The organism is Paenirhodobacter sp. YD-8, from assembly GCF_056590935.1.
In genome coordinates, this window is sequence record NZ_CM152649.1 from 460,266 (window position 1) to 481,435 (window position 21,170).

21 protein-coding genes are annotated in these 21,170 nt (G+C 68.6%); 14 read left to right on the top strand and 7 right to left on the bottom strand.

Going from position 1 to position 21,170, the window contains the following annotated elements:
* Nucleotides 1–38 precede the first annotated feature (38 nt).
* From AC0QTQ_RS02280 to AC0QTQ_RS02310, 7 genes are all read left to right on the top strand, one after another.
* Entirely contained in the window at nucleotides 39–827 is a 789-nt protein-coding gene (locus AC0QTQ_RS02280) for an ABC transporter ATP-binding protein (RefSeq protein WP_480258085.1), read from the top strand.
* Entirely contained in the window at nucleotides 824–1,687 is an 864-nt protein-coding gene (locus tag AC0QTQ_RS02285; protein ID WP_480258086.1) for an ABC transporter permease, read from the top strand. The genes AC0QTQ_RS02280 and AC0QTQ_RS02285 overlap by 4 nt, the downstream gene beginning before the upstream one ends.
* Entirely contained in the window at nucleotides 1,687–2,955 is a 1,269-nt protein-coding gene (locus AC0QTQ_RS02290) for a cytosine deaminase (RefSeq protein WP_480258087.1), read from the top strand. Before AC0QTQ_RS02285 ends, AC0QTQ_RS02290 begins: the two co-directional genes overlap by 1 nt.
* The gene (locus AC0QTQ_RS02295; protein WP_480258088.1) at nucleotides 2,952–4,346 is read left to right on the top strand and encodes an FAD-binding oxidoreductase; all 1,395 of its coding nucleotides are present in this window, start codon (nucleotides 2,952–2,954) and stop codon (nucleotides 4,344–4,346) included. Before AC0QTQ_RS02290 ends, AC0QTQ_RS02295 begins: the two co-directional genes overlap by 4 nt.
* Before the next feature lie 127 nt (nucleotides 4,347–4,473).
* Complete coding sequence (locus AC0QTQ_RS02300) at nucleotides 4,474–5,055, top strand: NAD(P)H-dependent oxidoreductase (RefSeq protein WP_480258089.1); 582 nt, start codon at nucleotides 4,474–4,476, stop codon at nucleotides 5,053–5,055.
* Nucleotides 5,055–5,681 carry an NAD(P)H-dependent oxidoreductase gene (locus AC0QTQ_RS02305; RefSeq protein ID WP_480258090.1) on the top strand — a complete coding sequence of 209 codons (627 nt, stop codon included), beginning with the start codon at nucleotides 5,055–5,057 and terminating at the stop codon, nucleotides 5,679–5,681. The genes AC0QTQ_RS02300 and AC0QTQ_RS02305 overlap by 1 nt, the downstream gene beginning before the upstream one ends.
* The gene (locus AC0QTQ_RS02310) at nucleotides 5,678–6,472 is read left to right on the top strand and encodes a creatininase family protein (RefSeq protein ID WP_480258091.1); all 795 of its coding nucleotides are present in this window, start codon (nucleotides 5,678–5,680) and stop codon (nucleotides 6,470–6,472) included. The genes AC0QTQ_RS02305 and AC0QTQ_RS02310 overlap by 4 nt, the downstream gene beginning before the upstream one ends.
* A gap of 87 nt (nucleotides 6,473–6,559) precedes the next feature.
* Here AC0QTQ_RS02310 and fmt read toward each other — a convergent pair whose 3' ends face one another.
* The 3 genes from fmt to def (AC0QTQ_RS02325) are packed head-to-tail and all read right to left on the bottom strand — an operon-like array spanning nucleotide 6,560 to nucleotide 8,503.
* Complete coding sequence (gene fmt, locus AC0QTQ_RS02315) at nucleotides 6,560–7,456, bottom strand: methionyl-tRNA formyltransferase (protein WP_480258092.1); 897 nt, start codon at nucleotides 7,454–7,456, stop codon at nucleotides 6,560–6,562.
* A 4-nt stretch (nucleotides 7,457–7,460) separates the two neighbouring features.
* Nucleotides 7,461–7,961: a peptide deformylase gene (gene def / locus AC0QTQ_RS02320; RefSeq protein WP_480258093.1), complete on the bottom strand. Its 501-nt coding sequence runs from the start codon at nucleotides 7,959–7,961 to the stop codon at nucleotides 7,461–7,463.
* Nucleotides 7,961–8,503 carry a peptide deformylase gene (def, locus tag AC0QTQ_RS02325; RefSeq protein ID WP_121530497.1) on the bottom strand — a complete coding sequence of 181 codons (543 nt, stop codon included), beginning with the start codon at nucleotides 8,501–8,503 and terminating at the stop codon, nucleotides 7,961–7,963. Before def (AC0QTQ_RS02325) ends, def (AC0QTQ_RS02320) begins: the two co-directional genes overlap by 1 nt.
* Before the next feature lie 173 nt (nucleotides 8,504–8,676).
* Here def (AC0QTQ_RS02325) and AC0QTQ_RS02330 point away from each other — a divergent pair, with 173 nt between their 5' ends.
* Complete coding sequence (locus AC0QTQ_RS02330; RefSeq protein WP_480258094.1) at nucleotides 8,677–9,852, top strand: MalY/PatB family protein; 1,176 nt, start codon at nucleotides 8,677–8,679, stop codon at nucleotides 9,850–9,852.
* Between the two features lie 3 nt (nucleotides 9,853–9,855).
* On the top strand, nucleotides 9,856–10,389 hold the full coding sequence (locus AC0QTQ_RS02335) for a L,D-transpeptidase family protein (protein WP_480258095.1): 534 nt from the start codon (nucleotides 9,856–9,858) through the stop codon (nucleotides 10,387–10,389).
* A 5-nt stretch (nucleotides 10,390–10,394) separates the two neighbouring features.
* Here AC0QTQ_RS02335 and AC0QTQ_RS02340 read toward each other — a convergent pair whose 3' ends face one another.
* On the bottom strand, nucleotides 10,395–10,739 hold the full coding sequence (locus AC0QTQ_RS02340) for a hypothetical protein (protein ID WP_480258096.1): 345 nt from the start codon (nucleotides 10,737–10,739) through the stop codon (nucleotides 10,395–10,397).
* Between the two features lie 172 nt (nucleotides 10,740–10,911).
* On the opposite strand from AC0QTQ_RS02340, the gene AC0QTQ_RS02345 reads away from it, so the two are divergent.
* A complete protein-coding gene (locus tag AC0QTQ_RS02345) occupies nucleotides 10,912–12,081 on the top strand; it encodes a lytic murein transglycosylase (RefSeq protein ID WP_480258097.1) in 1,170 nt (389 codons plus the stop codon).
* On the opposite strand, the gene AC0QTQ_RS02350 is transcribed toward AC0QTQ_RS02345, so the two are convergent.
* Together AC0QTQ_RS02350 and AC0QTQ_RS02355 are read right to left on the bottom strand one after the other, a co-directional pair.
* Entirely contained in the window at nucleotides 12,078–13,514 is a 1,437-nt protein-coding gene (locus AC0QTQ_RS02350; protein WP_480258098.1) for an HlyD family type I secretion periplasmic adaptor subunit, read from the bottom strand. The two genes, AC0QTQ_RS02345 and AC0QTQ_RS02350, sit on opposite strands and share 4 nt — an antisense overlap.
* Nucleotides 13,511–15,247 carry a type I secretion system permease/ATPase gene (locus AC0QTQ_RS02355; RefSeq protein WP_480258099.1) on the bottom strand — a complete coding sequence of 579 codons (1,737 nt, stop codon included), beginning with the start codon at nucleotides 15,245–15,247 and terminating at the stop codon, nucleotides 13,511–13,513. The genes AC0QTQ_RS02350 and AC0QTQ_RS02355 overlap by 4 nt, the downstream gene beginning before the upstream one ends.
* 230 nt (nucleotides 15,248–15,477) lie before the next feature.
* Here AC0QTQ_RS02355 and AC0QTQ_RS02360 point away from each other — a divergent pair, with 230 nt between their 5' ends.
* Nucleotides 15,478–16,224, top strand: coding sequence for an MlaA family lipoprotein (locus tag AC0QTQ_RS02360; protein ID WP_480258100.1), 747 nt, complete (start codon nucleotides 15,478–15,480; stop codon nucleotides 16,222–16,224).
* The gene (locus AC0QTQ_RS02365) at nucleotides 16,196–16,840 is read left to right on the top strand and encodes an MlaC/ttg2D family ABC transporter substrate-binding protein (protein ID WP_480258101.1); all 645 of its coding nucleotides are present in this window, start codon (nucleotides 16,196–16,198) and stop codon (nucleotides 16,838–16,840) included. The genes AC0QTQ_RS02360 and AC0QTQ_RS02365 overlap by 29 nt, the downstream gene beginning before the upstream one ends.
* An 80-nt stretch (nucleotides 16,841–16,920) precedes the next feature.
* Here the strand turns inward: AC0QTQ_RS02365 and AC0QTQ_RS02370 are convergent, their stop codons facing one another.
* Nucleotides 16,921–19,149 (bottom strand): transglycosylase domain-containing protein, encoded by a 2,229-nt coding sequence (locus AC0QTQ_RS02370; RefSeq protein ID WP_480258102.1) that lies wholly within the window; start codon nucleotides 19,147–19,149, stop codon nucleotides 16,921–16,923.
* Between the two features lie 262 nt (nucleotides 19,150–19,411).
* On the opposite strand from AC0QTQ_RS02370, the gene AC0QTQ_RS02375 reads away from it, so the two are divergent.
* Both AC0QTQ_RS02375 and AC0QTQ_RS02380 read left to right on the top strand, forming a co-directional pair.
* The gene (locus AC0QTQ_RS02375) at nucleotides 19,412–19,750 is read left to right on the top strand and encodes a P-II family nitrogen regulator (protein ID WP_113898648.1); all 339 of its coding nucleotides are present in this window, start codon (nucleotides 19,412–19,414) and stop codon (nucleotides 19,748–19,750) included.
* 24 nt (nucleotides 19,751–19,774) lie between these two features.
* Nucleotides 19,775–21,106 carry an ammonium transporter gene (locus AC0QTQ_RS02380; protein WP_480258103.1) on the top strand — a complete coding sequence of 444 codons (1,332 nt, stop codon included), beginning with the start codon at nucleotides 19,775–19,777 and terminating at the stop codon, nucleotides 21,104–21,106.
* Nucleotides 21,107–21,170 lie beyond the last annotated feature (64 nt).

The window sequence follows — 21,170 nt, forward strand, 5'->3', positions numbered from 1 at the left end:
ATGGTGGCCCGCCCGAACCTTTCCGAGACGAGGCACCGATGGTGGTGACCTGGCGCAAGCCGAAACCGCTGGGCGAGCGGGCGAAACTTCTGGAGATGGCCGCGGTCGACAAGGCCTTTGCCGGCGGCACGCTGGCGCTCAGGGAGATGAACCTGACCGTGAACGAGGGCGACTTCATCTCGCTTCTCGGCCCCTCGGGCTGTGGCAAGTCGACGGCGCTGCGGCTGATCGCCGGGCTGATGCACCCGACGCGCGGGCAGATCCGCTGGGAGGGCGGCGAGGCCGAGATCGGTGTCGTCTTCCAGGAGCCGACGCTGATGCCCTGGGCGACGGTCGAGCAGAACGTCTATCTGCCCTTCCGGCTGAAGGGGCAGAGCTTCGTGCAGGTGCGCGATGACATCCATCTGGCGCTGAAGCTGGTGGGGCTCGAGAAATTCGCCAAGGCCTATCCGCGCGAGCTGTCGGGCGGGATGAAGATGCGGGTCTCGATCGCGCGGGCGATGGTGACGCGGCCGCGGCTCATTCTGATGGACGAGCCCTTCGCCGCGCTGGACGAGATCACCCGCCACAAGCTGAACAAGGATCTGCTCGAGCTGAAGGAAAAGATCGCCTCGACGGTGATCTTCGTCACCCATTCGGTGTTCGAATCGGTGTTCCTGAGTGACCGGATCGTGGTGATGGCGGCCCGGCCCGGCCGCGTCTCGACCGAGCTCACTGTCGACGCGCCCTATCCGCGCGGCGAGGATTTCCGCACCTCGGCCGATTATGCCGCGCTGTGCCGCACCGCCTCGGATGCGCTCCATGCCGCGATGGGAGAGACCGCATGAGCCTTGCCGATCCCGCCCTTGCCGCAGGCGACACCCCGGTCGATGCCGACGAGCTGGCGCGTGCCCGCGCCCGCCGGCGCGAGCGGGTGCTGCGCTGGCTGCTGCCAAGTGTCACCGTCGTGCTGATGATCGTGCTGTGGGACCGCATCGTCGCTTGGAACGAGATCCCGCATTACATCCTGCCCGGGCCCGGCCTTGTCGCGCAGACGCTGGTCAAGGACGCGCCGATCCTGCTGCCGGCCCTGGGCGTCACGCTGCAGATCACGCTGATGGCGCTCGCCGTCGCGGTGGTGGGCGGCGTCGGCCTTGCGGTGCTCTTCAGTCTCAGCCGCTGGGCCGAGATGTGCTTCTATCCCTTCGCGGTGATCTTGCAGGTCACCCCGGTCGTCTCGATCGCGCCGCTGATCTTCATCTATGTCGACAACCGGCTGGCGGGGCTCTTGCTCTGTGCCTGGATCGTCGCCTTCTTCCCGATCCTGTCGAACACCACGCTCGGGCTGAACTCGACCGACCACAACTTGCGCGACCTCTACCGGATCTATGGCGCGACCCGCTGGCAGCGGCTGCGCTATCTGCAGATCCCGACGGCGCTGCCCTATTTTCTCGGCGGTCTGCGCATCGCCGGCGGGCTGAGCCTGATCGGGGCGGTGGTGGCGGAATATGTCGCGGGCACCGGCGGTATCGGCTCGGGCCTGGCCTTCCGCATCCTCGAGGCGGGATACCGGCTGAACATCCCGCGGATGTTCGCGGCGCTTGTCCTCATTGCGCTCACCGGCGTCGTCATCTTCGCGGTGCTGAGCCTGATCACGCATCTGATGCTTCACAAATGGCACGAGAGTGCCATCAAACGGGAGAATTGATGGATTTTTGCGTTCTGCCCAGCGGCACGTATCGTCTGATCAATCTGAAAACCCCGGCCTGCCTCCTCGGACAAGAGGGCGACCTCGCCCAGATCGACCTGGCCATCTCGGATGGCCGGATCGTCGCGGCGGTGCCGCCCGACGCGCCCGTGGTGGACATGGCCGGCAAGATGGTCTTTCCGGCCTTCGTCGACATGCACACGCATCTCGACAAGGGCCATATCTGGCCGCGTGCAGCGAACCCCGACGGCACGTTCGAGGGCGCGCTGGCCGCCGTCGGCGCCGACCGGGTGGCGAACTGGTCGGCCGAGGATGTGCGCGCGCGGATGGAGTTCGCGCTGCGCTGTGCCTGGGCGCATGGCACGCGCGGGGTCCGCACCCATCTCGACAGCCTCGCGCCGCAGGATGCGATCTCCTTCCCGGTCTTCGCCGAGCTGCGCGAGGACTGGGCCGGGCGGATCGCGCTGCAGGGCTCGTGCCTCGTGCCGATCGACATGGTGGAGGAGGGCGGCCCCTTCGGCCGCACCGCGGCGATCGTCGAACGCGCGGGCGGCGTGCTTGGCGCCGTCACCTATCCGGTCCCCGACCTGCGCCGGCGGTTGCGGGTGTTCTTCGACCACGCGGCGCGGCGCGGGTTGCAGGCCGATTTCCACGTCGACGAGACCGGCGACGCCTCGGTCGCGACGCTGAAGGTGATCGCCGAGGTGGCGCTGGAAATGGGCTTCGACGCGCCGGTGACGGTGGGGCATTGCTGTTCGCTTGCCGTGCAGCCCGAGGCCGAGGCGGCGCGCACGCTCGATCTGGTTGCGAAGGCCGGGTTGAATGTCGTCAGCCTGCCGATGTGCAACATGTACCTGCAGGACCGCACGCCCGGCCGCACGCCGCGCTGGCGCGGGGTGACGCTGGTGCACGAGATGGCGGCGCGCGGCATCAACGTCAGCTTCGCCTCCGACAACACCCGCGATCCGTTCTATGCCTATGGCGATCTCGACATGATCGAGGTGATGCGCGAGGCGACGCGGATCGCGCATCTCGACCACACCGGCACCGACTGGCCGCGCGCCTTCACCGCGAACCCCGCCCGCGCCTGCGGCTTCGATGCGCCCTCGCTGGCCCCGGGTGCGCCCGCCGATCTGGTGATCTGCCGTGCCCGCAGCTGGACCGAGCTCTTCGCCCGCCCGCAGGCCGACCGCATCGTGCTGCGCGCCGGGCGGCAGATCGACCGCACCCTTCCCGATTATTCCGAACTCGACGGACTGATGACATGAACATTGATGCCGCAAAGGCTGCGCTCGCCCATCTCGAGCTTGACGACAACCCCGCCTCGATCCGCTCGAAAAGCCGGGATTTCTTCTGGTATTCGCCGGTGCTGAAGGCGCGGCTCGATCACGTCGTCGCCGATTTCGTCGTCTCGCCGCGCGACGAGGCCGAGGTGATCGAGGTGCTCAAGACCTGTTACGCCCATGACGTGCCGGTCACCGTGCGCGGCGCCGGCACCGGCAATTACGGTCAGGCGATGCCGCTGGCGGGCGGCTGCGTGATGCACCTGAAGAACATGAACCGGATCCGCGAGATCGCCCCCGGCCGGGTGGTGGCGGAACCGGGCATCGTGATCCGCGACCTCGACGCGCAGACCAAGGCGCAGTCGGGGCAGGAGCTGCGGATGATGCCCTCGACCGCGGCCACGGCGACGCTTGGCGGTTTCATCGCCGGCGGCTCGGGCGGCGTGGGCTCGGTCCGCTGGGGCGCGCTGCGCGATCTGGGCAACATCATCCGGCTGCGCGTCGTCTCGATGGAGGCCGAACCGCAGATCCACGAATTCACCGGCGAGGAGCTGCACCGGGTCAGCCACGCCTATGGCACGAACGGCATCATCACCGAGATCGAGATGCCGCTCGCCCCGGCCTATGACTGGGTCTCGACGGTGCTGACCTTCCCCGGTTTCGCCGAGGCGGCGCGTTTCGGCGCCGAGCTTGCGGCCGAGGACGGGATCCTGGTCAAGCTGATCACCGTCTGCGAGGCGCCGATTGCCGCGCAGTATTTCCAGCGCTTCAAGGGCCATGTCGACGAGGGCGACAATACCCTGCATCTGATGGTCGCGCCGCAGTCGATGCCCGCGCTCGAGACCTTCCTGGCGCGCTGGCCGGCGGGCAAGATGATCTTCCGCTCGGACGCGCACGACTGGAGCCGCGACCCGGGCGTCGCCTATGAATACGGCTGGAACCACACCACGCTGCGTGCGCTGAAGGTCGATCCCGACATCACCTATCTGCAGGTGCGCTATCACGGCGCCGATTTCCTCGAGGTGATCGAGGCGGTCCGTGCCCGTTTCGGCGCCGAGCTGATGCAGCACCTCGAGGTGATGCGCGAGCATGGGCAGGTGATCTATGCGGGGCTGACCATGGTGCGCTTCACCACCGAGGAGCGGCTCGAGGAGATCGTGCGCGAGCACGAGGAGATGGGCGCGATGATCTTCAACCCGCACCGCTACACGCTCGAGGAGGGCGGGCGGCAGTCAGCCGATGCGCGCCAGCTTGCCTTCAAGCGCGAGGCGGATCCGAAGGGGCTTCTGAACCCCGGCAAGATGATCGCCTGGGACGTGCCGGACTGGGGCTATGAGACGATCTATGCCTATGCCGGGATGAGGGCCGCAAAATGACCTGCGCCGGTTCCTGTGGCTGGGGGCAGAGTGAGGAGTTGGGCCGGGAAAAAGCCGCTCTGCCCTTCCTTGGAAAACTACTCCCGCCGGAGGCGTCCGCGGGCCGGGCCGGGCGCGGAGGGCGGGCATGACGCGCGCGATGGTTCTCTTCGCCCACCCCTGCGCCGAAAGTTTCTCGGCGGCGCTGCACCGGCGGGTGTGCGACACGCTTTCGGCGCGGGGCTGGCAGGTCGATGACTGCGACCTGTATGCCGAGGGCTTCGCGCCGGTGCTGAGCGCGGCCGAGCGGCGCGGCTATCACGACATCGGGCCGAACCTCGATCCGGTGGCGGAGCATGTCGCGCGGTTGCGCGCGGCCGAGGCGCTGGTGCTGGTGTTTCCGGTCTGGAACATGGGCTATCCGGCGATCCTGAAGGGCTTCCTCGACCGGGTGTTCCTGCCCGGCGTGTCGTTCCGGATGGAGAACGGCCAGACCGTGCCGAACCTGACCCATATCCGCCGGCTGGCCGCGGTGACGACCTATGGCGGCTCGCGCTGGCGGACCTTTCTGGCGGGCGATCCGCCGCGCCGGCTGGTCACGCGCCATCTGCGCTACATCACCCGGCCCGAGCGTTTCCGCTTCCTCGCGCTGCACGACATGAACCGCGCGACGCAGGCCGGGCGCGAGGCTTTCCTGGCCCGCGTCGGCCGCGCGATGGAGGCGTTCTGATGCGCGCGCTTGTCGTCTATTGCCACCCGCGCGCCGACAGCTTCAACGCCGCCGTGCGTGACGTGGTGCTGGAAAAGCTGGCCGCGGCCGGGGCCGAGACCCGGCTGATCGACCTGTATGCCGAAGGGTTCGACCCGGTGATGTCGGGGCCCGAGAATGCCGCGTATCTCGACCTGACGATCGGCACCGAACACATGGAGCCCCATGTCGCGGCGATCCGCTGGTGCGACACGCTGATCTTCGTCTATCCGACCTGGTGGTACGGGCTGCCGGCGATGCTGAAGGGCTGGCTCGACCGGGTGCTTCTGCCCGACGTGGCCTTCCTGATGCCCGAGGACGAGAACGGCACGATCCGGCCGGGGCTGCGCCACATCACCCGGCTTGGCGTCTTCACCACCGGTGGGGCCTCACGGCTGCTGACCTTCTTCGTCGGCGCGCCGGGGCGACGCACGCTGCTGCGGGGGCTCGGCCTGTTGTGCAAGCCCGGCCGGCGCACCGCCTTCGCCATGCATTACCTGATGGACAGTTCCACCCCGAAAACCCGCGCGCGGCATTTGCAACGGGTCGCGCGCCAGATGGACCGGCTGATCGGGCCGGTGCCGCAACGACAGGAGGTCAGGGCATGACCCGCCACGACTGGGCGTTCCACCGCGCGCCCGCTTTCAAGGGGCTCGATCCGATGACGACCATCGCGATCCTGCCCACTGCCGCGATCGAGCAGCACGGGCCGCATCTGCCGGTGGGCACCGACACGCTGATCATGGAGGGGATGCTGGCCGAGCTGCGCCGGCAGCTCGATGCCGCCCCCGATGCGCCCACGGTGCGGATCCTGCCGGTGCAGGCCGTGGGCAAGTCGAACGAGCATCTGTGGGCGCCCGGCACCGCCACGCTGACGGCCGAGACGGCGCTGAGCGCCTGGGTCGAGATCGGGCTGTCGGTGGCACGGGCGGGGATCCGCAAGATCGTGCTGGTGAACAGCCACGGCGGCAACCTCGATCTCGTGTCGATCCTGTCGCGCGAGCTGCGGGTGCGGGCGGGGATGTTCGCGGTGAAATGCCAGTGGACGGCCTTCGGCCATCCCGACGGCATGTATCCGGCGAAGGAGCTGACCTATGGCATCCATGGCGGCGATGTCGAGACCTCGCTGATGCTGGCCTTCAACCCCGAGACCGTGGACATGGGCGCGGCGCAGGATTTCACCTCGAGCGCCGAGACCGGGCTGATCTCGCCGGTGGGGCCGATCTCCTATGGCTGGATCGCGTCCGATGTGAACCCGCTGGGCGCCGTCGGCAATGCCGCGGCGGCGACGGCCGGGAAGGGCCGGGCGACGGCCGTGCATCAGGTGGCAGGCTTTGTCGAGCTGTTGCGCAAGGTGGCGGCGCAGCCGCTCGACGGGTTCGCGCCGGTTCCCGGGTGACGCGCGCCGGGGGCTTCGCGCCCCCGGACCCCCGCGAGGTATTTGTGGCAAGATGAACGCCGGGCCGTCAGGCGCGGCGAGGGCCGGTCAGGCGAGGTGATCGGGGAGGGTGAGGCCCTTCAGCACCTCGGTGGCGGGCATCGGGCGTTTGCCCTCGCGCTGCGCCTCGAGCACCTCGAGCGCGCCGCTGCCGCAGGCCACGGTGAAGCCGCCGAGCACCTGGCCGGGGGTGCCGCTGCCCGAGGCCGGGGCCGCGCGCAGCAGTTTCAGCCGCTCTTCGCCCGCAAGGCACCATGCGCCCGGGAAAGGGGAGAGGCCGTTCACCTGGCGCACGAGCTCGGCCGCCGGGCGGGTCCAGTCGATCCGCGCCTCGGCCTTGTCGATCTTCGCCGCATAGGTGACGCCCGCTTCGGTCTGCGGTTCGGGGGTGAGCGTGTCGAGCCGGTCGAGCGCCTCGAGGATCAGCGTGGCGCCCATCTCGCTCAGCCGGTCATGCAGCGCGCCGGTGGTCTCGGTCGCGCCGATCGGGGTCGTGGCGCGCAGCAGAACCGGGCCGGTATCGAGCCCGGCCTCCATCTGCATGATGCACAGCCCGGTCTCGGCATCGCCGGCCATGATCGCGCGGTGGATCGGCGCGGCACCGCGCCAGCGCGGCAGGAGCGAGGCGTGGATGTTCAGGCAGCCGTGTCGCGGCGCGTCGAGCAGCGCCTGCGGCAGGATCAGCCCGTAGGCGACCACCACCGCGACATCGGCCCCGAGGGCAGCGAAGGCGGCGCGGTCTTCCTCGGCGCGGAAGTTCAGCGGCGTGCGCACCGGCAGGCCAAGCTCGAGCGCCTTCATGTGCACCGGCGTCGGGCGGTCCTTCTTGCCGCGGCCGGCGGGGCGGGGCGGTTGCGAATAGACCGCGACCACCTGATGATGCGCCGCCAGCGCCGCGAGCACCGGCACCGAGAACTCGGGCGTGCCCATGAAGACGACGCGCATCGGCTTACCTCCGGGCGAGTTTCGCCGCCTTCTGCACCAGCATCTTGCGGCGCAGCGGCGAGAGATGGTCGAGATAGGTCTTGCCGTTCAGATGGTCGATCTGATGCTGCACCGAGGTCGCCCAGAGTCCGACGAAGTCGCGCTCCTCGATCTCGCCCGCCTCGTTCAGGAAGCGCACGGTGACGGCGCGGGGCCGTTCGATCGTGGCGAAGACGCCGGGCAGGTTGGGCGAGGCCTCGTCATGGCGGCGCAGCTGCACCGAGGCGTGCAGCACCTCGGGGTTCGCCATCTTCACCGCCTGACCGCGCTTGTCCGAGGCATCGACGACGGCCAGACGCAGCATGATCCCGATCTGCGGCGCGGCAAGGCCCACGCCCGGCATCGCCTCCATCGTCTCGACCATGTCGTCCCAGATCATCCGCACCGTCTCGGTCACTGCCGTCACCGTCTCGGCGGCCGTGTGCAGGCGGCGGTCATCGTAGGGAATGAAGGGACGCGCGGCCATCAGAGGATGCTTTGGTCCTTCGCGGCGCGGGCGCGCTCGCGTTTCAGCTTTTCCATCTTGCGGGTGATCATCTGCCGCTTCAGGGGGCCGAGGTAGTCGATGAAGAGCTTGCCATCGAGGTGGTCGTTCTCGTGCTGGGCACAGGTCGCCCAGAGCCCGTCGAACTGCTCCTCGTGGATCTGCCCGTCAAGGCCGAGCCAGCGCATCCGCACCTCGCGCGGGCGGGTCACCTCGGCATATTGGTCGGGGATCGAGAGGCAGCCTTCCTCGTAGACGTTGGTCTCTTCCGAGGTCCAGGTGACCTCGGGGTTGAGCATCACCATCGGTGCGGGGGCGGTCGCCTTGTCCTTGACGCAATCCATCACGAAGAGGCGCTTGAGCACGCCGACCTGCGGTGCCGCAAGTCCGACGCCGGGGGCGTCATACATCGTGGCAAGCATGTCATCGGCAAGTTTGCGGATCTCGTCGTCGACGGTGACGACGGGGTCGCAATGCTTCTTGAGCCGGGGGTCGGGATGGATCAGGATCGGGCGCAGTGTCATGGCGTTGATGTAGGGGATGGCGCGACGCCGTGCAATGGCCTGGTGAAATCGGAAAAGCGTTCCATGTTGATCGAAAATTCAGGGAATATATCCCGATGAATGGATCTTCATCGGGACGTTGTGCTGCGATATTCATCCGGTGAGGACTAAAATTTCGACAGGAGCGTGAAGAGATGACCCTTGCCCCCGACTTCGACGAGGTGATCGACCGCGTCGGCACCCATTCGGTCAAGTGGGACTGCATGCAGGAGCTTTACGGCGTGGGCCCCGAAGAGGGAATCGCGATGTGGGTGGCCGACATGGACTTCCGCCCGCCGGCCTGCGTGCAGGGCGCGCTCGAGACGATGGCGGCGCAGGGCGTCTATGGCTATTGGGGCGACGACCGCGCCTATCACGCCGCGATCGGCTGGTGGATGGCGAACCGGCACGGCTGGCAGGTCAAGCCGGAGTGGATCTTCACCACCCATGGGCTGGTGAACGGCACGGCGATCTGCGTCGACGCCTTCACGCAACCGGGCGACGGCGTGGTGCTGATGACGCCGGTTTATCACGCCTTCGCGCGGGTGATCCGGGCGGCGGGGCGCACCGTCGTGGAATGCCCGCTGAAGCTGGTCGATGGCCGCTATCAGATGGATTTCGACGCCTGGGAGGGCATCGTCGACAGCTCGGCCAAGATGCTGATCCTGTGCTCGCCGCACAATCCGGGCGGGCGGGTCTGGACCGCCGAGGAGCTGCGGGCCACCGCCGAGTTCGCGCGCCGGCATGACCTGGTGCTGGTCTCGGACGAGATTCACCATGACCTGGTGATGCCGGGCCACCGCCACATCCCGATGGCGACGGCGACCGATTACCCGGTGGTGATGATGTCGGCGACGACCAAGACCTTCAACATCGCCGGCACCCATTCGGGCAATGTCATCATCGCCGATCCGGATCTTCGGGCGCGGTTCGCGGGCCGGATGGCGGCGCTTGGCATCTCGCCGAACAGCTTCGGCCTGGCGATGGCGACGGCCGCCTACAGCCCCGAGGGCGCGGCCTGGCTCGACGCGCTGATCGCCTATCTCGATGGCAACCGGAAGATCTTTGACGAGGGGGTGAACGCGATCCCCGGGCTGCGCTCGATGCCGCTCGAGGCGACCTATCTCGCCTGGGTCGATTTCGCGGGCACCGGGATGAGTGCCGAGGAGTTCACGGCGCGGGTCGAGAAGGGCGCGAAGATCGCGGCGAACCACGGGCCGAGCTTCGGCACCGGCGGCGAGAGCTGGATGCGGTTCAACCTGGCGACGCCGCGGGTGCGCGTGGAGCACGCCGTCGCGCGGCTGCGGGCGGCGTTTTCCGACCTGCAGTGACCGATGCGGCGCGCGGGGTGGCTGTTCTCGGCGCTGAGCCTTGCGGGGCTCGTCGTCGCGGTCTGGGCGCTGATCGCGGTGCCGCCGCGGCCCGTGCCGCCCGTCGGACCGCTCGAGGGGCCGGTGAGCCGCATCCTCGTCGAGAAGGCGGCGCGGCGCATGACCGTCTATGTCGGCGGGCAGGCGGTGCGGGTCTACCGGGTGCGGCTTGGCTTTGCACCTCAGGGCGACAAGCTGGCGCAGGGCGACGGGCGCACGCCCGAAGGGGTGTTCCGCATCGACCGGCGCAACGCGCAAAGCGCCTATCATCTGTCGCTTGGCCGTGATTATCCGCGCCCACAGGACCGGGCCCGCGCGGCCGCGGCGGGCGTCGATCCGGGCGGAGACATCTTCCTGCACGGCCAGCCGCGGGTTCTGCCCGCGGGGCTGACCCTTGGCCATGACTGGACCGCAGGCTGCATCGCACTCTCCGATGCCGAGATCGAGGAGCTGTTCGCGGCCACGCCGCTTGGGGCCGAGGTCGAGATCCGGCCCTGATCTGTTCAGGCCGGCGGCAGCAGCCCCGCCGGTGCACCCTCGTCGCGGACGAAATCGAGGGGCGGGCGATCGGTCACCGCAGTTTCGCGCTTGACGGTGCAGATCAGCTCGTCCCCCTCGATCTCCGAGGCGACGATCAGGCAGGTGGCCAGCTGGCGGCTGCCCTCATAAAGATCGACAAGGCCGCGCAGGGTGTGGATCTGCGCGGCATCAAGGGCGAAGCCGCCACGCCAGCGCCGCAGCACCGGCCAGCTTTCCGCGCCCGCCTGAATCCGCAGCCGCGAGCGGCGCCGGCCGCCCTGAGTCGCCGCGCGCAGCCCGGCGAGAAGCTCTTTTGGCAGAATCTCCATCTCCCCCTCCGATGGTCATTCCCTTCTCACAAGTCTGTGCACGCGCCTGTAAAGATCAAGCGACGATGCCGGCCGCAGTGCAGCATGTGCCCGAAATGTGACTCCGCCGCGCGCGGTTGCTCCACGGCGCGGCCGCGGCTACCGTCGGGGTGTTCTTTCCGGGAGTTTTTCGATGCGCCGCCTGTTCCTTGCCACCTGCCTTGCCCTCGCCGTTCCGGCACTTGCCCGGGCGGCCGAGTGCGGCGGCGATTTCGGCGCCTTCGTCGCCGGGCTGAAGGCCGAGATGCGGGCCGAGGGGCTGAGCGCGGCGCAGGCCGACGCCTTCTTCCGCGGCGTGAGCCAGGACGCGCGGGTGCTGCGCGCCGACCGCGGACAGGGCGTTTTCCGAAAGGATTTCCTGGACTTCTCGGCCTCCGTCATCAGCCAGAACCGGCTGACGATCGGGGCCCGGATGGGGACGAAACATGCTGCGGTCTTCGACCGGGCCGAGCGCAGCTTTGGCGTGCCGCGCGGCGTGCTGCTGGCCTTCTGGGGGCTCGAGACCGATTTCGGCGCGGTGCAGGGCGATTTCAGCACCCGCGACGCGCTGGTGACGCTGGCGCATGATTGCCGTCGGCCCGACCTGTTCCGGCCGCAGGTTCTGGCCGCGGCGCGGCTTGCGGCGCGGGGCGATTTCGACCCGGCGCGGACCCGCGGGGCCTGGGCGGGCGAGATCGGGCAGGTGCAGATGCTGCCCGCCGACATCCTGGTGAACGGTGTCGACGGGGACGGTGACGGCCATATCGACCTGAAGGGCTCGGCGCCCGATGCGCTGATGTCTGGGGCGAAGATGATCGCCGGCATGGGCTGGCGTGCGGGCGAGCCCTGGATGCAGGAGATCATCGTCCCCGCCGATCTCGACTGGCGCCAGACCGGGCTGAACCATGCGCTGCCCGCCGCCGACTGGGCGCGGATGGGGGTACGGGCGCGGACCGGGGCGCTTGCCCCGGGGCAGGGCTCGGTGCTCTTGCCGATGGGGCGCAAGGGGCCGGCCTTCATGGTCTATCCGAATTTCCGGGTGCTCTTCGAGTGGAACAAGAGCTTCGTCTATGTCACCTCGGCTGCCTATTTCGCCACGCGTCTCGAGGGCGCGCCGCGGCTTGACCCGCGCGCGCCCGAACCGGGGCTGAGCGCCGATCAGATGAAGGCGCTGCAGGCGAAGCTTGCCGCACGCGGCCATGACGTCGGCAAGATCGACGGTATCCTTGGCGAGAAGACGCGCGAGGCGGTGCAGGCCGAGCAGGCCCGTCTGGGCCTGCCCGCCGACGCCTGGCCGACCGCGGCGCTGCTGGGCCGGCTTTAATCCTCGCGGAAGGCGCGGTTGAAGTAATCGGCGAAGGGCTTCACCAGATAGGCCAGCGGCGAGCGGTCGCCGGTGCGGATGTAGACCTCGACCGGCATGCCGGGCAGCAGCGTCAGCGCGCCGAGCTTGGCCTGCTCGCCCGGGTTCAGCATCACCTCGGCGCGGTAATAGGAGGTACGCGTCGCCTCGTCGGTGATCGCGTCGGCCGAGATCCTGGTGACCTGGCCCAAAAGCTGCGGCGTGGCGCGGCTGGCGAAGGCCGAGAAGCGCAGCTGCACCGGCTGGCCGATCGAGATCTCATCGATATGGATCGGCGAGATCCGCGCGGCGATGACCAGCGGCCGGTCCTGCGGCACGATATAAAGCACCGGTTCGGCCGCGCGGATCACCGCGCGCGGCGTGGTGACGGTCATGCCATAGACCACGCCCGAGACCGGCGCACGCAGGTCGAGCCGCTCGATCTGACCGCTCAGCGAGCGGCGCCGCTCGGCCAGCTCCAGTTCGCGATAGCCGATGTTGCGCAGCTCGGTCTCGGCATCCTCGCGCCGCTGCGAGCTGAGCCGCAGGGTCTCGAGCTCAAGCTCGGTGATCCGGCCTTCGGCCTGGGCGCGCTGCGCCGTCAGCTCGCCGACCTGGCCCGCAAGGTTCGCCGCCTCGCGTTCGAGGGCCAGCACCCGGCTTGATTGCGCGAGCCCCTTCGCCAGCAACCCGCGCTGATCGGTCAGCTCCTGCCCGATCAGGTCCTGCTGGGTGGCGAGCGCGGCAAGCTGCGCGTCGATGCCGGCGATCTGCGATTGCGTCTGCTCGCGCCGCTTTCCCACCTGCTCGAGCGACTTCGTCAGCGTGGCAAGCCGCGCATCGAACAGCCGCTGCTGCCCGTCGACAAGCTCGGCCACGTCGGGGTTCGCCTGCGCGGCGGCCAGAAGCTCGGGCGCGAAGCTGATCGCGGAGGCGTCGGCGCGTTCGGCCTCGAGCCGGCCGCGGCGGGCCAGAAGCTCGTAGAACTGGCCCTCGACGATCGCATGTTCCGAGCGCAGCATCTCGCCATCAAGGCGGATCAGCGTGTCGCCGGCCTGCACGTGGTCGCCGTCATGGACGAGGATCGCGTCGACGACGCCGCCGTCGGGGTGCTGCACCACCTGCCGGCGCTGGTCGACCTCGATCTGGCCGCTCGCGACGACCGCGCCGGCAATCGAGCTGACGGTGCCCCAGACGCCAAAGCCGCCGACCAGCACGAACAGCGCTACGAAGCCCGCGATCAGCGAGCGGCGGGCCGAGAGGTGGTGGCCCTTCGGCGGCTCGGGCGGCGGCGGGGCGGCGGGCTCGGCCTTCACCGGATGCGTCGGGATCGCCTTGCGCACCAGCGCCATCGAATCGGGGGTGCCGCCGGTCGGCACCGGGGGCTTCGGGTCGGGGTTCACGCCGTGGCTCATGCCACACCTCCGGGGCCGGACTTGCGGGTGATTTCGTTCGCGTTCTGCACCATGGCGCGCAGCACCTCCTCGCGCGGGCCGAAGGCGCGGCGCAGCCCGCCCTCGAGCACCAGAAGCGTGTCGCATTCGGCGATGGCGGCGGGGCGGTGGGCCATGATCAGCACCGCGCCGCCGGCGGCCTTCATGCTGCGCACCGCGGTGTTCAGCGCGAGGCTGCCCTCGTTGTCGAGGTTCGAGTTCGGCTCGTCGAGGACCAGCAGCACCGGATGGCCGTAAAGCGCGCGGGCAAGGCCGATGCGCTGGATCTGCCCGCCCGAAAGCCGCCCTCCGGCCTGGTCGACGCGGGTGTCATAGCCCTCGGGCAGATCGAGGATCATCTGATGCGCCGCGGCACGTTTGGCCGCCTCGACCACCTGTGCAGGGTCGGGTTTGGGCGACAGGCGCGCGATGTTCTCGGCGATGGTGCCGTCGAACAGCGTCACCCGCTGCGGCAGATAGCCGATCAGCCCGCCGAGCACGTCGGGGTCGTATTGCTCGAGCGTGGCGCCATCGAGCCGGATCCAGCCGCCCGCCGGCCGCCACACCCCGCACAGCGCGCGGGCGAGGGTCGACTTGCCGGCGCCCGAGGGGCCGATCACGCCCATGGCCTGCCCGGGTTCGAGCCGGAACGAGACCATGCGCAGCGTCGCGGCGGAATGGCCGGGCGGCACCACGGTGAGGTTGTTCGCCTCGAGCACGGCGCGCGGGCGCGGCAGCGCGGTGCGCGCGGTCTCGGCCGGGACCGAGCTGAGCAGGACCAGCAGCCGGCCCCAGCCCTCGCGGGCGCGGGCGACGACGGACCAGCCGGTCACCGCCTGTTCGACCGGGGCGAGGGCGCGGCCCATCAGGATCGAGCCCGCGATCATCGCCCCCGCGGTCATCTCGCCGCGCAGCACGACGAAGGCGCCAAGCGCCAGCATTGCCGATTGCAGGAAGACGCGGAAGGTGCGGGTGAAAGTGGCAAAGCCGCCGCCGATGTCGGTGGCGCGCAGCGCGGCCTCTTCGGCGCGCGCGCGCGCGGCCTTCCAGCGCAGGAACGAGGCGCGGCGCATGCCGAGCGCCTGCAATAGCTCCGATTCGTCGCGCAGGTGATCGGAGAGCCGGTCCGAGGCGATATGGGCGCCATTCGCCTGCATCAGCGGCTGCATCGTCATCGCCTGATTGAGCAGCGTCACCGCGACCAGCAGCGCGCCGCCGGCAAGCGCCAGAAACCCGAGCCAGGGATGGAAGAAGAAGATCGCGGCGAAGAAGATCGGCGACCAGGGCAGGTCGAAGAGGGCAAGGAAGACCGGCGCCGCCAGCAGCTTGTGCACCGCATCGAGGTCGCGCAGCGACGAGACCGCCACCGGGTCGTTCGGCGCGACCGCATGACGGCGCAACGCCGCGTCGAAGACCCGGGCCTCGAGCCGGGCCTGGAACTGCGCCCCGACCCGCGCCATCACGCGCGCGCGGACGTAATCGAGCACGCCCATCATCGCGAAGAGGAAGACGACGAGGAGGAAGAGCGCGGTCAGCGTCTCGACCGAATGGGCACCGAGGACGCGGTCATAGACCTGCAGCATGAACAGCGGCCCGGTCAGCATCAGCAGGTTGACGAAGGCCGAGAACAGCCCGACCGACCAGATCAGCGCATTGCTTTCCGCCCGCGCGCCGCGCAGCTCGGCCCGGCCCTTGGCGAGTTCGTCGCGTTTCATCTGGATCCCCCTCCGGACAGACGGGGTGCCCCCCGAATCGGCGTTTCCTCGCCACAGTTCATCCAAATCGATGCGGGTTTCCCACCCGTGAACAGAAAATGCCGCCTCTGCGCCTTGTCTCTGCGGTGCCGCAACCTTAATCCTTGGACAGAGGTTTACCCTCAAACGCAGCGGGGAGTCACCCCGCTTCGCTGCCGTCAGGGGCGAGGGAAACGGAACGGGAGAACGGGATGGCCAGGGCACTTGGCGGCGCCGCTGTGGTGGTGCTCGCACTTGTCGGCTGCGCAGCGCAGAGCGAGTCGCCGACCGGGATCAACGATCCCTACGAAAAGACCAACCGCCAGGTTCACGCCTTCAACAAGGGCGTCGACGAGGCACTGTTCAAGGCTCGCCCGGGGCAGCCGCGCACGGTCGACAACGGCTTCGTGCGCTCGGTCTCGAACGTGGGCTCGAACCTCGGGCTGCCGAGCAAGGTGGTGAACTCGCTGCTGCAGGGGCGCCCCGAACCGGCGGTGAAGAACACCTTCCGCTTCCTGATCAACTCGACGATCGGCGTGGCGGGCATCTTCGATCCGGCGGGCTCGTCCTTCTCGCTGCCCGAGACCGACACCGACTTCGGCGAGACGCTGGCCGTGTGGGGGGTGGGCGAGGGCGCCTATGTCGAGCTGCCGGTCTTCGGCCCCTCGACCGAACGCGATGCCGTCGGCACCGTGGTCGACATGGCGATGAACCCGGTGGGGCAGGTGCTGAAGGGCGCCGACGCCACGGCGGCCAGCTCGGCGCGCGTCGCCGGTAAGGTGGCCGACCGCAAGATCCACGGCGATGTCGTCGAATCCATCCTTTATGACAGTGCGGACAGCTATGCGCAGGCCCGCCTCCTTTATCTGCAGAACCGGCGTTACCAGTTGTCCGGACAGGAGTATAACGATGCTCAGGCATGGGACCCCTATGCTGACCCTTACCAGCAACAGCAATGAGCGCGGCCTGCGCCGGCCCGTCGGGCGCCGCGCCTTCCTGCGCGGCGGCGTCGCGCTGGCGGCCACAGCCATCGCGCTGCCCGGCGCAGCGTCCGCGCTGAACGACACCCAGGCCCGCGCCCTGATCGGCAAGGCCGTCGACGACGTGAACTCGGCGATCGACTCGGGCAAGACCGGGCCGGAGCTGTATGCGCTGTTCGAGAACCTGTTCGTGAAATACGCGGACGTGCCGACGATTGCGCGTTCGGCGCTTGGCGTTGCCTCGCGTTCGGCGAGCCCGGCGCAGATGGCGGCCTTCACCACCGCTTTCCGCGGCTACATCTCGCGCAAGTACGGCAAGCGCTTCCGCGAGTTCATCGGCGCCCGTTTCGAGGTGGCCGAGGCGCGCCAGGTCAAGACCTTCTACGAGGTGCGGACGGTTGCCTATCTGCGCGGCCAGTCGCCCTTCGAGGTGCTGTGGCAGGTCTCGGACAAGTCCGGCAAGGATCTGTTCTTCAACATCATCATCGAGGGCGTGAACATGCTCGCGGCCGAGCGCACCGAGATCGGTGCGATGCTCGACGCGCGGCGCGGCGACCTCAATGCGCTGATTGCCGATCTGAAGACCGCCGGCTGATCCGGCACCGGCCAGCATGGCAGTGAAAAAAGGCGCGGTCCCGGTCGGGGCCGCGCCTTTGCCCTTCGGGGCTGCCGCCCTCAGTAGAGCGAGTGCAGCAGCGATTCGATCTTGTCGCCGAGGGTTTCCTTCTTCTGCGGCGCGGGGCGGACAAGCTCGCCATCCACCACCGGCACGCCGCCCTCGGGGATCGGGCCGCCCTCGGTCCAGGGCGCGGGGGTTCCCTGCGCGACGGGCTGGTTGCGCCATTCGGACGGATCGGCCTTGGGCAGCGGCGTCGAGGGCACGTCGGCCTCGACCCGGGCCATCACCTCGTGCCAGATCTCGGCCGGAAGGCCGCCGCCGGTGACGCCCGAGAGCGGGCGGTTGTCGTCGTAGCCCATCCAGACCCCGGTGACGTAATCGGCGGTGAAGCCGATGAACCAGGCGTCGCGTGCCGATTGCGTGGTGCCGGTCTTGCCCGCGACCTCGTGCCCGTCGAGGCGCGCGCGCCGGCTGGTGCCCTGCTCGACGCCCTGGAACATCATCCACATCAGCTCGCGCGCGGCGCGCTCCGAGATCACCCGCTCGCCCATGCCGCCGCCCGCACCGAAGAGCGGATCCGTGTCGCCCTTCAGCCGCAGCTCGGTCAGGCCATAGGGTTTCACCGAGGAGCCGCCGTTCAGGATCCCGGCATAGGAGCCGGTCATCTCGAGCAGCGTCGATTCGGACACGCCGAGCACCACCGCCGGCCCCGCCGCGAGATCGGAGGCAAAGCCGAAGTCGGTGGCGACCTTGCGCACCGCATCGAAGCCCACGGCCTGGCCCACGCGCACGGTGGCGGTGTTGATCGATTCGGCGAGCGCCTTCCACAGCGGGATCTCGCCCAGATACTTGTTGGTGTAGTTCTTCGGCGACCACGGGCCCGAGCCCTTGACGTTGATCGTCAGCGGGCCGTCGAGAATGGGCGTGTCGGGCGTCCAGCCCATGTCGAGCGCCGCGGCATAGACGAAGGGCTTGAAGGTGGAGCCGGTCTGCCGCTTGGCCTGGGTGGCGCGGTTGAAGGCGCCCGAGACCTTGGTCTTGCGCCCGCCCACCATCGCCCGCACCGCGCCGTCCGAGGACATCACGACAATCGCCGCCTCGGCCGAGGAGCCGTCCTTGACCTTGTTGTCGAAGACGGCCGCAAGGGCCTCCTCGGCCTTGCGCTGCAGGCTCTGGTCGAGCGTGGTGCGGATCACCACGTCCTCGGTGGTGTCCTTCGACAGGAAGTCGGGGATCGTGTCCATCACCCAGTCGGCGAAATAGCCGCCGGCGCGCGCCTGCGCCGCCTCGGAGAGCGTGGCGGGGTTGTCGCGCGCCTCGGCCCAGTCCCGGTCGTTCAGGAAGCCCTGCTCGTGCATCAGCGCCAGCACCATCCCGGCCCGCTCCTGCGAGCGTTTCAGGTTCGAGGTGGGCGCGTAGTAGGAGGGTGCCTTCAGCAGCCCGGCCAGCATCGCCGCCTGTTGCGGGTTCACATTGGCGGCCGAGGTGCCGAAGTAGCGCTGTGCCGCCGCCTCGAAGCCGCGTGCGCCGGCGCCGAGATAGGCGCGGTTGAGGTAGATCGTGAGGATCTGGTTCTTGGTGTATTTGAACTCCATCGCCAGGGCGAAGGGGATCTCCTTGATCTTGCGCTTGACCCCGCCCGAACGGCAGTCGTCCTCATAGGCGGCCTCGGTCTTCCAGCGCTGCGGGTCATAGGCGACGCCGAGGCAGAGCAGCTTCGCCACCTGCTGGGTGATCGTCGAGCCACCGTTGCCCTCGAGCGGGCCGCGCCCCTCGCGCAGGTTGATCGCGACCGCCGAGGCGATGCCGCGCGGCGAGACGCCGAAATGCTTGTAGAAGCGCCGGTCCTCGGTGGCGATGATGGCGTTGCGCAGGTTGGGCGAGACATTCTCGGCGGTGATCTGACCGCCGAAGGTCTCGCCGCGCCAGGCGAAGACCTCGCCGCCGCGGTCGAGCAGCGTGACCGAGCCGCGGTTGCGGCCGTCGAGCAGCGCCGTGTACTCGGGCAGCTGCGAGTAGAAGTAGAAGGTCGCAAGCCCGACGATCAGCGCGATCACCGCGCCGACCCGCCAGGCGGTGCCCCAGACCACACGCCAGATGAAATGCGCAAAACCGTAGAGCGCATTGCGGATCGGCCCGCGCCGGCGCGGCGGCCGGGGCGAGGAAGACCCCGGAGATTTCTGCGAGGGGGCAGGGGTCTGCGCCGCCTTCCGGGGGGCCTTTGCCCCGGTCGGATAACGCCTGTCTGCCACCAGCGGCCCTTGCCGCCCGCCTGTTTCTGCCATCGTTTCTTCCGCTGCCTGCCTTTTTGAGCAGGTTACATGGATGCTTTCGGCTTGTGGAGCAACAAGCTTTCACGATTCGGTTTTTGTGAAGATGAAATTTTGGGCAGCCTGCCTGTTTTCTGTGACTTTCCTGCATAAAGGGCGGGAGAGACGCGGCGGCCCATACGCGCTCCGCTTGTGTGAAAGAGGGGGAAAAGGCCTTCTGCTGGCGTGCGGTGCCCGTGCTGGCATCGGGGCTGCGGACCATAGGAAGGGAAATCCAGTGAAACTGATCATTGCAGCAGTCAAGCCGTTCAAGCTCGAGGAGGTGCGTGAGGCGCTCACCGCCATCGGCGTGCGCGGCATGATGGTTACGGAAATCAAGGGTTTCGGCGCTCAGTCCGGCCACACCGAGATCTATCGCGGTGCGGAATATGCGGTGAACTTCGTGCCCAAGGTGAAGCTCGAGATCGTGGTCCCCGACAGCCTCGCCGACGAGGTCGTGGATACGATCCTCAAGTCGGCGAAGACCGACAAGATCGGTGACGGCAAGATCTTCGTCCTCGACGTGAACCAGGCGGTTCGCGTGCGCACCGGCGAAGCTGGCGACGACGCGCTGTAAGAAACGCTCAGGGGAAGTGAAACAATGAAAAACCTTACCAAGATTGCGGGTCTCGCCGCGGCGCTCGCTGCCGCAGCCGCCCTGCCGGCCTTCGCGCAGGATGCGGCGGCGGAAGCGGCGCCGGTCATCGACAAGGGCGACGTCGCCTGGATGATGGTCTCCTCGGCGCTCGTGCTGTTCATGACGATCCCGGGCCTCGCGCTGTTCTACGGCGGCCTCGTGCGCACCAAGAACATGCTCTCGGTGCTGATGCAGTGCACCATGATCACCGCCGTCGTGATGATCATCTGGATCCTCTACGGCTACTCCTTCGCCTTCGGCGGCGGCACCTCGCCGTTCTGGGGCGGCCTCGGCAAGCTCTTCCTGTCGGGCGTGACGATGGATTCGACCGCCGCGACCTTCACCGACGGCGTCGTGCTGCCGGAATACGTCTTCATCGCGTTCCAGATGACCTTCGCGGCGATCACCCCGGCGCTGTTCATCGGCGCCTTCGCCGAGCGCATCAAGTTCTCGGCCGTGATCCTGTTCACCATCCTCTGGGTGACGGTGATCTACTTCCCGATCGCCCACATGGTGTGGGACGGCTCGGGCCTGATCTTCAACATGGGCGCCGTTGACTTCGCCGGCGGCACCGTGGTCCACATCAACGCCGGGATCACCGCGCTCGTCGCCGCGCTCGTCATTGGCCCGCGCATCGGCCTTGGCAAGGACATGATGGCGCCGCACTCGATGACGCTGACCATGACCGGCGCCGCGATGCTGTGGGTTGGCTGGTTCGGCTTCAACGCCGGTTCGAACCTCGAAGCGACCGCCGGCGCGACGCTTGCGATGCTGAACACCTTCGTGTGCACCGCCGCTGCGATCGTCAGCTGGGGCCTCGTCGAGACCCTGACCCGCGGCAAGGCCTCGGGCCTCGGCGCCGCGTCGGGCATGGTTGCCGGCCTCGTCGCCATCACCCCGGCCTGCGGCACCACCGGCCCGGTCGGCGCGATCGTCCTCGGCCTCGCCGTCTCGCCGATCTGCTACTTCTTCGTCACCACGGTGAAGTCGAAGTTCGGCTATGACGACAGCCTCGACGTCTTCGGCGTGCACGGCGTCGGCGGCATCATCGGTGCCATCGCCACCGGCATCCTGATGGCTCCGGGCCTTGGCGGCACGGGCGGCGACGACTTCGCGATGGGCGCCCAGGTCCTCATCCAGATCAAGGCCGTCATCATCACCCTGCTGTGGTCGGGTATCGGCTCGCTGATCCTGCTCTACATCGTCAAGGCGATCACCGGTCTGCGTGTCTCGGTCGACGACGAGCGTCAGGGCCTCGACCTCACCACCCACGGCGAAAGCGCCTATCACTCGTAAGAGCGATGTCCCGCGCGAGCGGGAGGGTCGACGGAAACTGGAAAGGCCCGGGGGTTTCCCCCCC

Excerpts from the sequence above, each read along its gene's own strand:
- AC0QTQ_RS02280 (WP_480258085.1), top strand. The coding sequence starts at position 39 with ATGGTGGTGACCTGGCGCAAGCCGAAACCGCTGGGCGAGCGGGCGAAA.
- AC0QTQ_RS02285 (WP_480258086.1), top strand. The coding sequence starts at position 824 with ATGAGCCTTGCCGATCCCGCCCTTGCCGCAGGCGACACCCCGGTCGAT.
- AC0QTQ_RS02290 (WP_480258087.1), top strand. The coding sequence starts at position 1,687 with ATGGATTTTTGCGTTCTGCCCAGCGGCACGTATCGTCTGATCAATCTG.
- AC0QTQ_RS02295 (WP_480258088.1), top strand. The coding sequence starts at position 2,952 with ATGAACATTGATGCCGCAAAGGCTGCGCTCGCCCATCTCGAGCTTGAC.
- AC0QTQ_RS02300 (WP_480258089.1), top strand. The coding sequence starts at position 4,474 with ATGACGCGCGCGATGGTTCTCTTCGCCCACCCCTGCGCCGAAAGTTTC.
- AC0QTQ_RS02305 (WP_480258090.1), top strand. The coding sequence starts at position 5,055 with ATGCGCGCGCTTGTCGTCTATTGCCACCCGCGCGCCGACAGCTTCAAC.
- AC0QTQ_RS02310 (WP_480258091.1), top strand. The coding sequence starts at position 5,678 with ATGACCCGCCACGACTGGGCGTTCCACCGCGCGCCCGCTTTCAAGGGG.
- fmt (WP_480258092.1), bottom strand. The coding sequence starts at position 7,456 with ATGCGCGTCGTCTTCATGGGCACGCCCGAGTTCTCGGTGCCGGTGCTC.
- def (WP_480258093.1), bottom strand. The coding sequence starts at position 7,961 with ATGGCCGCGCGTCCCTTCATTCCCTACGATGACCGCCGCCTGCACACG.
- def (WP_121530497.1), bottom strand. The coding sequence starts at position 8,503 with ATGACACTGCGCCCGATCCTGATCCATCCCGACCCCCGGCTCAAGAAG.
- AC0QTQ_RS02330 (WP_480258094.1), top strand. The coding sequence starts at position 8,677 with ATGACCCTTGCCCCCGACTTCGACGAGGTGATCGACCGCGTCGGCACC.
- AC0QTQ_RS02335 (WP_480258095.1), top strand. The coding sequence starts at position 9,856 with ATGCGGCGCGCGGGGTGGCTGTTCTCGGCGCTGAGCCTTGCGGGGCTC.
- AC0QTQ_RS02340 (WP_480258096.1), bottom strand. The coding sequence starts at position 10,739 with ATGGAGATTCTGCCAAAAGAGCTTCTCGCCGGGCTGCGCGCGGCGACT.
- AC0QTQ_RS02345 (WP_480258097.1), top strand. The coding sequence starts at position 10,912 with ATGCGCCGCCTGTTCCTTGCCACCTGCCTTGCCCTCGCCGTTCCGGCA.
- AC0QTQ_RS02350 (WP_480258098.1), bottom strand. The coding sequence starts at position 13,514 with ATGAGCCACGGCGTGAACCCCGACCCGAAGCCCCCGGTGCCGACCGGC.
- AC0QTQ_RS02355 (WP_480258099.1), bottom strand. The coding sequence starts at position 15,247 with ATGAAACGCGACGAACTCGCCAAGGGCCGGGCCGAGCTGCGCGGCGCG.
- AC0QTQ_RS02360 (WP_480258100.1), top strand. The coding sequence starts at position 15,478 with ATGGCCAGGGCACTTGGCGGCGCCGCTGTGGTGGTGCTCGCACTTGTC.
- AC0QTQ_RS02365 (WP_480258101.1), top strand. The coding sequence starts at position 16,196 with ATGCTGACCCTTACCAGCAACAGCAATGAGCGCGGCCTGCGCCGGCCC.
- AC0QTQ_RS02370 (WP_480258102.1), bottom strand. The coding sequence starts at position 19,149 with ATGGCAGAAACAGGCGGGCGGCAAGGGCCGCTGGTGGCAGACAGGCGT.
- AC0QTQ_RS02380 (WP_480258103.1), top strand. The coding sequence starts at position 19,775 with ATGAAAAACCTTACCAAGATTGCGGGTCTCGCCGCGGCGCTCGCTGCC.